This is a genomic window from Pseudomonas sp. FP1742, from assembly GCF_030687145.1.
GTDB classification, from domain to species: domain Bacteria; phylum Pseudomonadota; class Gammaproteobacteria; order Pseudomonadales; family Pseudomonadaceae; genus Aquipseudomonas; species Aquipseudomonas frederiksbergensis_D.
This window is the reverse complement of the sequence record NZ_CP117460.1, coordinates 3,529,059-3,541,185: the sequence shown is the minus strand read 5'-3', so window position 1 is coordinate 3,541,185 and position 12,127 is coordinate 3,529,059. Positions and strand designations below refer to the sequence as shown.

10 protein-coding genes and 3 pseudogenes are annotated in these 12,127 nt (G+C 59.6%); 6 read left to right on the top strand and 7 right to left on the bottom strand.

Going from position 1 to position 12,127, the window contains the following annotated elements; genetic code table 11:
• Positions 1 to 67: 67 nt before the first annotated feature.
• Together PSH64_RS15695 and PSH64_RS15690 are read left to right on the top strand one after the other, a co-directional pair.
• Positions 68 to 652 carry a DUF4157 domain-containing protein gene (locus tag PSH64_RS15695; RefSeq protein WP_105344515.1) on the top strand — a complete coding sequence of 195 codons (585 nt, stop codon included), beginning with the start codon at positions 68 to 70 and terminating at the stop codon, positions 650 to 652.
• Positions 653 to 786: 134 nt separating this feature from the next.
• Positions 787 to 975 (top strand): annotated as a pseudogene (locus PSH64_RS15690) (GFA family protein); the annotation flags it as partial.
• A 53-nt stretch (positions 976 to 1,028) separates the two neighbouring features.
• Here PSH64_RS15690 and PSH64_RS15685 read toward each other — a convergent pair.
• Positions 1,029 to 1,670, bottom strand: a complete 642-nt coding sequence (locus tag PSH64_RS15685; RefSeq protein ID WP_305477761.1) for an FMN-dependent NADH-azoreductase — start codon at positions 1,668 to 1,670, stop codon at positions 1,029 to 1,031.
• A gap of 97 nt (positions 1,671 to 1,767) precedes the next feature.
• On the opposite strand from PSH64_RS15685, the gene PSH64_RS15680 reads away from it, so the two are divergent.
• The gene (locus PSH64_RS15680) at positions 1,768 to 2,622 is read left to right on the top strand and encodes a LysR family transcriptional regulator (RefSeq protein ID WP_305477760.1); all 855 of its coding nucleotides are present in this window, start codon (positions 1,768 to 1,770) and stop codon (positions 2,620 to 2,622) included.
• Positions 2,623 to 2,715: 93 nt separating this feature from the next.
• Here the strand turns inward: PSH64_RS15680 and PSH64_RS15675 are convergent.
• From PSH64_RS15675 to xylA, 5 genes and pseudogenes are all read right to left on the bottom strand, one after another.
• Positions 2,716 to 2,811: pseudogene (locus tag PSH64_RS15675) on the bottom strand (VOC family protein); the annotation flags it as partial.
• Between the two features lie 254 nt (positions 2,812 to 3,065).
• Entirely contained in the window at positions 3,066 to 4,202 is a 1,137-nt protein-coding gene (locus PSH64_RS15670) for a sugar ABC transporter permease (protein ID WP_105344508.1), read from the bottom strand.
• A complete protein-coding gene (gene xylG, locus PSH64_RS15665) occupies positions 4,203 to 5,759 on the bottom strand; it encodes a D-xylose ABC transporter ATP-binding protein (RefSeq protein ID WP_305477759.1) in 1,557 nt (518 codons plus the stop codon). It abuts the gene before it with no gap.
• 79 nt (positions 5,760 to 5,838) lie between these two features.
• Positions 5,839 to 6,840, bottom strand: coding sequence for a D-xylose ABC transporter substrate-binding protein (gene xylF, locus PSH64_RS15660; RefSeq protein ID WP_305477758.1), 1,002 nt, complete (start codon positions 6,838 to 6,840; stop codon positions 5,839 to 5,841).
• Positions 6,841 to 6,989: 149 nt separating this feature from the next.
• Positions 6,990 to 8,306, bottom strand: a complete 1,317-nt coding sequence (gene xylA, locus PSH64_RS15655) for a xylose isomerase (RefSeq protein WP_305477757.1) — start codon at positions 8,304 to 8,306, stop codon at positions 6,990 to 6,992.
• 175 nt (positions 8,307 to 8,481) lie between these two features.
• Between xylA and PSH64_RS15650 the strand changes: the two genes are divergently transcribed.
• The 3 genes and pseudogenes from PSH64_RS15650 to PSH64_RS15635 all read left to right on the top strand — a co-directional run bounded on the left by PSH64_RS15650 (position 8,482) and on the right by PSH64_RS15635 (position 11,025).
• A complete protein-coding gene (locus PSH64_RS15650) occupies positions 8,482 to 9,657 on the top strand; it encodes a XylR family transcriptional regulator (protein WP_305477756.1) in 1,176 nt (391 codons plus the stop codon).
• Between the two features lie 13 nt (positions 9,658 to 9,670).
• Positions 9,671 to 9,847 (top strand): annotated as a pseudogene (locus tag PSH64_RS15645) (LysR family transcriptional regulator); the annotation flags it as partial.
• A gap of 194 nt (positions 9,848 to 10,041) precedes the next feature.
• On the top strand, positions 10,042 to 11,025 hold the full coding sequence (locus PSH64_RS15635; protein WP_305481164.1) for a GlxA family transcriptional regulator: 984 nt from the start codon (positions 10,042 to 10,044) through the stop codon (positions 11,023 to 11,025).
• 84 nt (positions 11,026 to 11,109) lie between these two features.
• Here the strand turns inward: PSH64_RS15635 and PSH64_RS15630 are convergent, their stop codons facing one another.
• Positions 11,110 to 12,036, bottom strand: a complete 927-nt coding sequence (locus PSH64_RS15630) for a sugar ABC transporter substrate-binding protein (protein WP_305477754.1) — start codon at positions 12,034 to 12,036, stop codon at positions 11,110 to 11,112.
• Between the last annotated feature and the right edge of the window lie 91 nt (positions 12,037 to 12,127).

The window sequence follows — 12,127 nt, the reverse complement described above, 5'->3', positions numbered from 1 at the left end:
AAAGTTATGCGAGTCGTCGATCAATTGTGACCCGCTGTTCGCACTGCTTCCGTTCCTGGAGGGCCCAATGCCGGCCATCACCACGCGCCTGGTGGCGCTGTTTGTTCTTTGCCTGCCTCTTGCAGGGCCAGCCCAGACCAACACCTGCCCGGCTGGCGAGAAGCAAGTGTGCCTGGACGGCTGCATCTGCCTGCCGGATCTGGGGCGGATGCCTGATGGCATCTACCAGGTCGCGGCACCTGCCCTGGCGATGTGGCTGACCCAGGCCCGCGCTGAAGCGGCCAATGCCGACATCCAACCCATTCCGCCGCGCATCCGGGAGCAACTGCTGCGCTGGTACGCCCCCGGCGTCCTCGATACCGCACGCTACAAAGTCAGTGACGACGGCCAATTCAACGCCGCCACTACCATGCTGCAAAACCCCGATGTCGGTGCCGTGACGCTGATCGACATCATCCTCTTCCGGGACGCTCAAACCGCGGAACAGAACATCGCGCTCTGGGCTCACGAACTAAAACACGTGCAGCAGTTTCAGGAATGGGGGGTAGAAGGATTTGCCCAGCGGTATACACAAGATTTCAATGCTGTGGAGGCGCCGGCTTATGCCATTCAGGCTGAGGTCAGACGGGCGGTGCGGGAAGGGACTTACTGAGGGCGGCTTGACTGACTGGGTCATTTACCCGCTATGTTCACAACCATCGATAATGACTGTTTGCGAGGTCACGCCGGCGCATTACCCGGTTCGTCGCAAACATTTTGACCGCTCGATTTCAGAGGAGGCGCAGCATGGACCGATTTACCGGCGGTTGCCTGTGCGGCAACGTGCGAATTGAGACGTCGGGGCGCCCATACCGGGTCGGGATTTGTCACTGCCTGGACTGTCGCAAACATCACGGGGCCCTTTTCAATGCTTGCGCGGTGTTCCCCCAGGAGGCGGTGACGATCGAGCACGATCGTGACCCCTCGGGGCGCTTTGAGGTGTAGGTCGCACGAGCGGACGCGCTAAACCAGCGAGAGCACCTGAAGCCTCAGCTACCCAGACTGTCCGCCAACCTCCTGGCCTGCCGAGTCGCAGCCTCGCGCGCACTGAGGTCAACGTCTTCGCCCAGGATGGTTTTCTCCACGATTATCGAGTGCACATCGATCACGCCGATAAATTGCAGCCAGGCTTCCACATAGGGTTTCTGGAAGTCGAAGCGTTCCGCCGGCGTGATCGACTGCGCCGAAAAATCCAGGCCGCGGGCGTACATCACCACGGCGGTCTTGTTGTGCAGCATGCCCTCCAGGCCGCGTTCCGGGTCGAAGCTGAACAGGATGTCTTTTTGCGACACCAGGTCGATGAAGTGCTTGAGTTTGTACGGGATGCTGAAATTCCACAGTGGTACAGACATCACCAGGACGTCTGCGCGATGCAGGTGCGCGGCCAGATCTTTCAAGGTGTTCCAGGCGTCTTGCTGCGCCGGGGTCAAGGGCGTGCCGTTGAGCCCGGCGTATTTGGCGTCCATGGCCAGCTCATCGAATTCCGGCAATGCCATGTTCCAAAGATCGAGGGTCATGATTTCGGTGTCCGGGGTGTTTTCCTGATAGCGCGCAATGAAGCTGCGGGCGACTTCAAGGGAGGCCGAACGCTGTTTGCGTGGGGAACATTCGATATGGAGGAGTGTGGTCATGGGAGGCTCGGGCGGTGGGGAAGTGCGGGGCATTGCAACATAGTTTTATTTGGAATATAAATTGCGAATAAATACGCCATTAATCACGAATATAACTATGTTCGATGTACTGCTGCTCAAGACATTTGTCACTGTCGTCGATGAAGAAGGCTTCAGCCGCGCAGCCGAGAAGCTGCACCTGACCCAGTCTGCGGTCAGTGGTCACTTGCGGCGACTGGAAGAACAGGTCGGTAAACCGCTGTTGAAGCGTACGACCCGCTCCCAGCAACTGACTCCCGACGGCGAACGCTTGATCGCTTATGCGCGCACAATCCTTGCGCTGAACCGTGATGCCTGGGCGCAACTGACGCGCACGCCGTTTCACGGCCGGGTGCGGATCGGGGTGTCCGAGGATTTTGTCGAAGCACGGTTACTGCGGGCTTTTCAGGATTTCGCGGCGCAGTACCCGGGCATGGAGATCGACGTGCAGGTGGGTATTCCCGGCACGTTACTGAACCTGATGAAGCAAGGTGATCTGGAGTTGGTCATCGGTTCGCTGTGCGAAACCAAAGAGCCAGGGTTGCTACTGTGGCAAGAACCGCTGGTGTGGGCCTGGTCGGCGCAACCCGTCAGCCAATTACCGACGCCGTTGCCGCTGGCCCTGTTCCCCGAGCCGTGCCCTTATCGTGAGGTAGCGCTGACGCGGCTGGCTCAGGCGGGCATCGCCCAACGCATGACGATGTTATGCACCAGCACTGCCGGGTTGCGAGCGGCGGCGCTGGCTGGCTTCGCGGTGGCACCCATGGCGCTCAGTCAGTTGGGGCAGGGGCTGACGGCTCTTGGTGCGGAGCAAGGGTTACCGGATTTACCGGATGCGCAATTTCGGTTGTTTACCTCTGCCGAAGCGGATCAGGCGATCGTGGCAGTGCTCTCGCAGCTCATGGTTGAGTATTGCTCTGCGCGCAGGGTTTGAGGTCATTAGTGATTGAACTGGCGCTCTAGGCCCCAGGCGTTGTTGCCAACGTTCTCCGCTAACATTTTGGTAAAAAGCGCTAACCGGTTAACCACCCAGAGCCGCTTCGATCGCCGTTTCGGCGTAGAACCTCGCAGCGTCCAGCGCAGTGCCGTCGTACCAGAGACAAATCGTGTTCTTGCTGATCATCTTGGTTCTCCAGGGGGGGGACAGCTACGTGGATTCTAGCAGTGCAGGTAACCGGGCTATTTTGGCGGCTTGTGTACCGTGGAGCGGGCCTTTGCGACGGGCTGCTGTCGACCGATTCTGTTGAAAAAGTCGGCAGAATTCGATGAAAAATGCCGCGCCAGACTGGCTGCTATATTCAATGAGCCTGTCCGCTCACGTTGCTCACCGACTAAAGACGTTGCGTAAGGCGATAGTTACCCGTCGCAAGCAGCGGATCAGCGTCGCCCGGTCCGGGTGCTCACGTCTACCCACACGGCCAACACCAGAATGCTGCCCTTGACGATCATCTGCCAATAACTGTCGACGTCGAGCATGGACATGCCGTTGTCCAGGCTGGTGATGACCAGCGCGCCGAGGAGGGCGCCGTAGACCGTACCGGAGCCGCCGCGCATGGAGGTGCCGCCGATGAAGCAGGCGGCGATGGCGTCGAGTTCGCCCATGCTGCCGGCCGAAGGCGAACCGGCGGCCAGGCGCGCGGTGTTGACCACGCCGGCGAGGGCGCACATCACGCCCATGATCCCGAAAATCCAGAGCTTCACGGCCTGTACATTGATACCGGACAGGCGCGTCGCTTCCATGTTGCTGCCCACGGAATAGACGCGTCGGCCGAACACGGTCTGACTGGTCACATAGCTGAACACCCCCAGCAGGATCAGCAACAGCAGGACCGGCACGGGAATACCGTCATAGCTGTTGAGGGTCTGGACGAAACCGGCCAGTACCGCGCCGATCAACAGCACGCGCACTACGTCACGCACCAGTGAATGGGCCGCCAGGCCGTGAAGGGCGCGATTGCGCCGTTGTTTCCAGGTCAGGAACAGCGTCAGTGCGAACAGCAGAACGCCCAGGCCCGTGCCGATCGTGTGTGGCAAATAACCCTGGCCAATGTAGACGAGCTCCGGCGACACCGGGGCGATGGTCGTGCCGCCGGTAATCCCCAGCAAAATGCCCCGGAAAGCCAGCATGCCCCCCAGCCCCACGATGAAAGACGGAATGCGCAGGTAGGCGGCCATGTAGCCGTTGGCGAGGCCGATCAGCAGTCCGCACAGGACGACAAGGCTCAGGTTCGCCAGCAGCGGTATGTGGTAGATAACGTCGAGAATGGCCGCGACGCCACCGAGCAGGCCCAGCAATGAGCCGACCGACAAATCGATCTCGCCGCTGATGATGACCAGCACCATGCCGCAGGCGAGAATCCCGGTAATGGACATCTGGCGCAGCAGATTGGAGAGGTTGCGCGGTGTCAGGAATCCGCCCTCGGTCTGCCAGCTGAAGAACAGCCAGATAAACGCCACGGCAAACACCAGCGCGAGCATCTTGTAGCGGGTGAAGAGTTGTTTGACCTGATTCATTTACGCGGATTTCCGATCTTTATTGTTATGGCTGTCAGGCTGGCTGAGTGCGGCGGCGAGCACCTGTTCCTGAGTGAGTTCATGGTTGATGAAGTCGCCCTGCAACCGGCCTTCGCCGATCACCAGTACGCGGTCGGAAACGCCGAGCACTTCGGCCAGCTCCGAAGACACCATGATGATCGACACGCCTTCGGCTGCCAGCGCCCCCATCAGCTTGTAGATCTCATACTTGGCGCCGACATCCACCCCCCGGGTGGGCTCATCGAGAATCAGGACCCGGGGTTTGGTCAGCAGCATCTTCGCCAATACGGCTTTTTGTTGATTGCCACCGGACAGGCTGGTGATCGGCAGGAACGGGCTCGCGGTCTTGAGGTGCAGGCGCGAAATTTCTCGATCGATGCTGCCCAGTTCGGCTTCGGCATCGATGCGGGTCAGTTTCGAGTAACTGTCCAGCACGGCCAGGGTGATGTTCTGGCCGACTCCCAGGTCAGGAATGATGCCCTGGCGCTTGCGGTCCTCGGGCACCAGGCACAGGCCGGCACGGATTGACTTGAGCGGCGTGCGGGTGTCGATGAGTTGGCCATCCAGCCAGACTTCGCCTTCGTGGCGACCGGGGTAGGCGCCGAACAGCGCGGTCACCAGTTCGGTGCGGCCTGCACCGACCAGCCCGGCAATGCCGAGGATTTCCCCACGTTTGAGGGTGAACGAAATATCGTCGACCCGCTTGCGCCTGGGGTTGTCGACGTCGTAGCAGGTGATGTGGCGGGCTTCGAAAATCACCTCGCCAATGTCGTGTGGCTCGGTGGGGTAGAGGTTGCTCATTTCCCGTCCGACCATCTGGGTGATGATCTGTGGAATATCCATGTCCGCCATGGCGGTCGTGGCGATGTGTTTGCCGTCTCGGATCACCGAAATGGTGTCGCACACGGCGGCCACTTCATCGAGCTTGTGGGAGATATAGACACAGGCAACACCCTTGGCCTTGAGGTCGCGGATGATGTCCAGCAACACCTCGATTTCCGAACGGGTCAGGGCCGATGAAGGCTCGTCGAGGATCAGCAGGCGCGCCTGCTTGTTCATTGCCTTGGCGATTTCCACCAGTTGCTGATAGCCGCCGCCGTACTGCGAAACGGGCAGCGATACGTTCATGTCCGGCACTTTCAGTTCACGCATCAGGGCTTCGGCGCGGTGGATCATCGCCGGGTAATTCATCCGCCCACCCGGCAGCGTCAGCTCATGACCCATGAAAATGTTTTCGGCCACCGACAGGTCGGGAACCAGCGTGAGTTCCTGGTGAATGATCACGATGCCGGCGGCTTCCGTTTCGCTGATCGATTGCGCCTTGAGCGGTTGACCGTCCCAGAGGATCTCACCGTCCCAGGTGCCATGGGGGTACACCGCGGAAAGGATCTTCATCAGCGTGGACTTGCCGGCGCCATTCTCGCCGCACAGCCCGACGCACTCACCCGGCTTGACCTTGATGTCGATGCCATTGAGCGCTTTGACACCGCCGAAGGTTTTGACGATACCGTTCATTTGCAGCAGATAGTCGGACATGGCAGAGACTCATAAGCGGCAGGTACGAGGCTGGTCCCGCAGGAGCGAGCTCCTGCAGGGGGGCATTACGGGGTGATGATCACTTTCCGGCAATCTGCGCCTTGGTGTAGAACCCGTCCTGTTCCAGCAGGTCGATGTTGTCCTTGGTCAACGGAGTCGGAGTGAGCAGGATGGTGTCGACTTTTTTGCTGCCGTTGTCGTACTGCGAGCTGTAGGCGGGCTTCTCGTTACGCGCCAGTTGCACCGAGAGCTTGGCGGCTTCGGAGGCGATGAGTTTCAGCGGCTTGTACACGGTCATGGTTTGAGTGCCGGCGATCACTCGCTTGACCGCTGCGAGGTCCGCGTCCTGCCCCGAAATCGGCACCTTGCCGGCCAGTTGCTGAGCGGCCAGGGCCTGGATGGCGCCGCCCGCCGTGGCGTCGTTGGAGGCGACGATGCCGTCGATTTTGTTGTCGTTGCGGGTCAAGGCGTTTTCAACAATGCTCAGCGCTTCGGTAGGGTTCCATTCCTTCACCCATTGTTGGCCGACGATCTTGATATCACCCTTGTCGATGGCCGGTTGCAGCACTTTCATCTGACCTTCGCGCAGGACTTTTGCGTTGTTGTCGGTGGGCGCACCACCGAGCAGGAAGTAATTGCCCTTGGGCGCTGCGTGCAGCACGCCGCTGGCCTGCATCTCGCCGACCTTTTCGTTATCGAAGGAAATGTAGGCGTCGATATCCGCGTTGAGTATCAGACGGTCATAGGACACGACCTTGATTCCGGCTTTCTTCGCTTCGGCCACTGCATTGGTCAGGACCGTGGCGTTGAACGGCACGATGACGATGACATCGACGCCACGGGAAATGAGGTTTTCGATTTGCGAAATCTGCTTTTGCTCATTGGCATCGGCCGACTGTACGAAGACCTTGGCGTCCATTTTCTCCGCCGCCGCAACGAAGTAATCGCGGTCACGTGACCAGCGTTCCAGCCGCAGATCATCAATGGAGAAACCGATTTTCGGGTGGGCAGCATCGGCCATCACCGGCAGCGACAGCAGAGCCAGGGCGCCAGCAAATAGCGTGCGTTTTACGTTCTTCATGGTGGTGCGTCCTTTTATTTTTGTTTGAAAGACACGGCCTGACGATGAGTATCGGGCTGGTAGAACTGTAGAGAATCTGCAGACGCAGCGGACACAGATTTGTCGTGCGAATGTCACAGCGTTGTTGCGCCCGCAGACCCCGTTGGCGATCAGCGATAGATAAACCGGTTGACGACGTTTTCGAGCATCTCCTGCCTGCCGCTGACGGCCTGCGGATTCAGCTCGTTGGCGAATGCGTGTTCGGCTAACGACTGGAGGTTGAACTCACCCGCCAGCACCGCCTGCCCGAACGGCTGCTGCCAGCCGGCGTAGCGTTGGTCCTTGAACAGCTGAAGCTGGTCGTTCTGCACCATGGCGGCTGCCCGCTCCAGGGACAGGGCGAGGACGTCCATGGCGCCGACGTGACCATGGAACAGATCGATCTCATCGAGACTCTGGCGGCGAACCTTGGAGTCGAAGTTGAACCCGCCATTCTTGAACCCGCCGGCCTTGAGAATTTCATAGGTGGCCAGGGTCATTTCTTCGACGCTGTTGGGGAATTGATCGGTGTCCCAGCCGTTTTGCGGATCACCGCGGTTGGCGTCGATGCTGCCGAAAATCCCCAGCGAGACGGCCGTCGCAATCTCGTGATGAAAGCTATGACCGGCCAGGGTCGCGTGGTTGGCCTCGATGTTGACCTTGATTTCCTTTTCCAGGCCGAACTGCTGGAGAAAGCCAAACACGGTGGCGCTGTCGTAATCGTATTGGTGCTTGGTCGGCTCCTGCGGCTTGGGTTCGATCAGCAGGTCGCCTTTGAAACCGATCTTGTGCTTGTGCTCGACCACCATGCGCATGAAGCGGCCCAGTTGTTCGCGTTCACGTTTCAAGTCGGTGTTGAGCAGGGTTTCGTAGCCTTCGCGACCGCCCCACAACACGTAGTTGGACCCTTTCAGGCGTTGGGTCGCGTTCATGGCGCTGAATACCTGGGCGGCAGCGCAGGCGAACACTTCAGGGTCAGGGTTGCTGGCGGCGCCTGCGGCAAAGCGCGGGTTGCTGAAGCAGTTGGCGGTTCCCCACAGCAGCTTGATCCCGTTTTGTTCCTGGTGTCGCTCCAGGTGATCAATCATTTGCGCGAAGTGGTTGCGGTACTCCTTCAGCGAATTGCCTTCCGGGGCGACGTCCGTGTCGTGAAAGCAGTAATAGTCGATACCCAGTTTGGAGAAGAACTCGAACGCGGCCGCCGCCTTGCCAATGGCCAGCTCCATCGGGTCGCCGGCGTGTTGCCACGGGCGCTTGAAAGTACCAGCACCGAACACATCGGAACCCGGCCAGACGAAGGTGTGCCAATAACAGGCGGCCATGCGCAGGTGTTCGCGCATGGGTTTGCCGAGGATGATTTTGTCGGCGTCGTAGTGACGGAAGGCGAGGGGAGAATCACTGGCAGGGCCTTCGTAGCGAATCCGGTCGACATCGGGGAAGTACGGCATTGGCAATGTCCTTGTTGTTCTTGGGCGTGTCTCGATACTAACAACGGCCCCATGCCTGCTGATTATGAAAATCACCAACAGCGGGTGCGATTTTGCGTATTGAGATTCGCCGTCTGCACGCCTAGTCTGTGCAAACCGCCTCTATGGCAAGGGGCCCGGAACAAGCCTGAAAACAATGAAAACCGTACCGCCTGTTCACCGCATCGCACTGTTGTTCAACGGGAGCAAGATCTATGACCGCGGCATCATCAGCGGCATCGGCAACTACCTGAGCAGCACCCGCGCGTCCTGGGACCTGTTCCTGGAAGAGGATTTTCTCTGCCGGTTGAAAGGGATCGAGCGCTGGCAAGGTGATGGAATCATTGCCGACTTCGACGATCCGCTGATTGGCGAGGCGCTGGCTGACATCAAGCTGCCCGTGGTGGCGGTGGGTGGTTCTTATCAGGATGAACGGGCCTATCCCAAAGGGATCCCGTACGTCGCTACCGACAATAACGCACTGATCACACTGGCTTACGCGCACTTGATCGAGGCAGGGCTGCAGCGTTTTGCCTGCTTCAGCCTGCCTGAAGCGCAGGCGAATCGTTGGGCTCAGGAGCGGGAAAAATCCTTCCGACGACTGATGCAACGTGACGGCTTGCACGCCGAGGTCTATCGCGGCATGGGTACCAGCGCACCGCTCTGGGACAGCGCCGTCGAACAGCTGATCGCCTGGCTCCAGAGCTTGCCCAAGCCCATTGGCATCATCGCCGTCAGTGACGCCCGCGCCCGGCAGTTGCTGCAAGCCTGCCTGACCGCCGGAATCGCCGTACCGGAGCAGGTGGCGTTGATCGGCATCGACAACGACCCCCTGACACGCAGCCTGACCCGGGTCCCCCTGAGCTCGGTCATCCAGGGCACCGAAACCATGGGCCGCACCGCCGCGCAACTGCTGCACCAGATGCTGCACGGCAAGCCGTCCACGGGCACGCACATCCTGATCCCGCCTGATGCGATCAACGTGCAGGTGTCGAGTTTGCACCAACCTTTGGGCAACCCCTACGTCATGCAAGCGCTGCTGTTTATCCGCCAATATGCCTGCCAGGGCATCAAGACAGCGCAGGTAGCGGCTTATGTTGGCGTGTCGCGTTCATCGCTGGAGTCGCACTTTCGCACTGCGCGAGGCTGCAGCGTGCACGACGAGATTCTGCGCTTCAAACTGGCGGCGGCCACCAGCGGGCTGGAAAATACCAACACAGCGATTGCGGACGTTGCCCGTAATTGCGGTTTCAAATCCGCACAATATCTACACACGGTGTTCCGTCGCGAGTTTGGATGTACGCCCCGTGAATACCAGCAGGGCGCCAGATAGCGATGCGGGGTGCAAGGTCGCCAGTCGATTGCAGGTCAACGAGAGCAAAGCACTGCTGTCGGCAGCGCTGGACGGGTTCGGGATTGTCCTTGGCGCCGAAGACTTTCTTGAGCCGGTGTTGCGCAATGACGAGTTAGATGCAGGTACCCGGCGTCGCTACCTTTACCGTAGACATCGCCTGTGGCGGTAATTTCTACGCTGTGGTCGAGCCGCACACCATTTTTTGTCGACGACAAAGACCCGCTTCGTCACGGCTTTCAACTGGCTTGATCAGTCGCATAATGGCGCTAGGGCTTTTGCGCTTCTGCAGTTAGCATTAGGTTTTATCTACGCAGTCACCGAGTGGATCGAACATTGATCGAACGTCGCCAATTCAGCGGGGGCATGAAGGGGAAAAATCTCCGCTATCTGAATGAGAATCCTGATGAGCCTGCTCGAATGACCCGAGCAGGCTTTGTGCTGCTCGAGCATTTCTCGCTGCCCGCGTTCACCCAGGCACTGGACACCATCGTCACCGCGAATCTTCTACGCCCCAGGCTGTTTTCTTCGCGAACGTTCGGCTTGAACGACGGTGAGGTCATCAGCGATCTGGGCCTGGTCATCCGGCCGGATGCACGTCTCGATGCTACAGCCATCCACGATCTGGATCTGCTGGTTATTTGCGGTGGCTACAGGACAGAGCTCAAGGCTAATGATGAGTTCACCAGCCTGTTGCGAATGGCGGCGGATCAGGGTGTCTGTCTGGCCGGGTTGTGGAATGGCGCATGGTTTCTGGGCAGCGCAGGTTTGCTCGATGGGTATCGTTGCGCCATTCACCCCGAACATCGTCCCGCACTCGCGGAAATCTCCAAGGCGGCGCAGGTCACCAGCGAGCCCTATGTCATTGATCGCGACCGCCTCACGGCCTCCAGCCCCTCGGGGGCATTCCACATGGCGCTGGACTGGATCAAGGGCCTGCACGATAAAGCCCTGGTCGAAGGAATCGAGGACATTCTGGCGTTCGAGGAGTCCCGTTATCGGCGGATCAAGCCGGCTGAAAACATCTGTGTGAGCGCGCCATTGCGCGAGGTGGTCAAGCTGATGGATGCCAACCTCGAAGAGCCTCTGGAGCTGGAGCAACTGGCGGTCTATGCCGGCCGTTCCCGGCGGCAACTGGAACGCTTGTTCAAGGAGCAGCTCGGTACCACGCCGCAGCGCTATTACATGGAGCTGCGCATCACCGAAGCGCGGCGACTGCTTCAGCACACCGAGCTGTCCCAGGTCGACGTGTTGGTGGCCTGTGGTTTTGTATCGCCCAGCCATTTCAGCAAGTGTTATAGCTCGTACTTCGGGTACAGGCCTTCCAAGGAAAAGCGGCTCGTTAAATAAAGGCTTTCCTTCACGTCTGCGCACCTGACTTCCGGCCCGATGGCTGCCCCGTCCCGCAGGGCAGCCATCGATCGGCTTTTGACGCTATTTGTAATGCTGCTCAAACATCGCCACCTGATCCGGTGTGATCAGCTGAAAGGGCACCCAGACATCCGCCTCGACCGGCTCGCCCTTGATCATCTTGATGGCCGCTTGCACTGCGCTGGTCGCCTGGGCCTTGGGGTCTTGAAAGACCGAGGCGACCAGCATCCCGCGCTTGATCGCCGCGAGGCCGTCGGGCAGCCCGTCGATGCCGACAATCGCAATCTCGCCCTTGGCCTTGCCGGCTTGTTGCAGTGCCATGGCGGCACCGATGGCCATCTCGTCGTTGTTGGCGACGATGGCATCGAAGCCGGTGCCGGCCAGCAGCCAGTTGCTGGTCAGGTCCATGCCTTTGTTGCGCTGCCACTCGGCACTTTGTTGTTCGATGATCTTGATCCCGGGGTAGTCCTTGAGCACCTGTTTGACCCCTTCGGTGCGGTCGTGCGTGGAGTTCTGTGCCAGGTCGCCCATGATGATCACGATGTTGCCTTTGCCCCCCAGTTTGTCGGCCAGGTAGCGCATTTGCAGTTGCCCGGCCTCGATGTCATTGGACGCCACCGTGACCACGCCTTTGGGCAGCACGCGTTCGTCCGGGTGGCGGTTGACGTAGACCAGCGGAATCTTCGCCTCGACGGCGGCGCGGGTCATGTTGGCGGTGGCGGCGGTGTCCACGGGCAGGACGATGACGGCATCCACCTTTTGACCGAGAAAGCCCTGAATCTGATTGAGCTGGCGAACCACATCGCCCTGGGCATCCTCGAACTGGATCTGTACGTTCTCCTTCCTGGCAGCGTTTTCCAGGCCGCTGCGCACATAGGTCATGAAGTTGTCGTCAACCCTGGCAATGCTGACGCCGATGCGATAGCTGGCGGCGGCCCATTGGCTGGCGAGTAATAACAGCGTGGCAAATAGAAGTGTGCAGCGACGCATGATGGTTTTCCTTTTGTTGTTATGAGAGATCCAAAACGTAGGGGCTGGTTACGCTGTAGCAGCTGTCGAGCCCCAGTGAGGCTGCGTTCGG

Bases quoted from the DNA above. Each gene is read 5' to 3' on its own strand.
- PSH64_RS15695 (WP_105344515.1), top strand. From the start codon at position 68: ATGCCGGCCATCACCACGCGCCTGGTGGCGCTGTTTGTTCTTTGCCTG.
- PSH64_RS15685 (WP_305477761.1), bottom strand. From the start codon at position 1,670: ATGACCACACTCCTCCATATCGAATGTTCCCCACGCAAACAGCGTTCG.
- PSH64_RS15680 (WP_305477760.1), top strand. From the start codon at position 1,768: ATGTTCGATGTACTGCTGCTCAAGACATTTGTCACTGTCGTCGATGAA.
- PSH64_RS15670 (WP_105344508.1), bottom strand. From the start codon at position 4,202: ATGAATCAGGTCAAACAACTCTTCACCCGCTACAAGATGCTCGCGCTG.
- xylG (WP_305477759.1), bottom strand. From the start codon at position 5,759: ATGTCCGACTATCTGCTGCAAATGAACGGTATCGTCAAAACCTTCGGC.
- xylF (WP_305477758.1), bottom strand. From the start codon at position 6,840: ATGAAGAACGTAAAACGCACGCTATTTGCTGGCGCCCTGGCTCTGCTG.
- xylA (WP_305477757.1), bottom strand. From the start codon at position 8,306: ATGCCGTACTTCCCCGATGTCGACCGGATTCGCTACGAAGGCCCTGCC.
- PSH64_RS15650 (WP_305477756.1), top strand. From the start codon at position 8,482: ATGAAAACCGTACCGCCTGTTCACCGCATCGCACTGTTGTTCAACGGG.
- PSH64_RS15635 (WP_305481164.1), top strand. From the start codon at position 10,042: ATGAAGGGGAAAAATCTCCGCTATCTGAATGAGAATCCTGATGAGCCT.
- PSH64_RS15630 (WP_305477754.1), bottom strand. From the start codon at position 12,036: ATGCGTCGCTGCACACTTCTATTTGCCACGCTGTTATTACTCGCCAGC.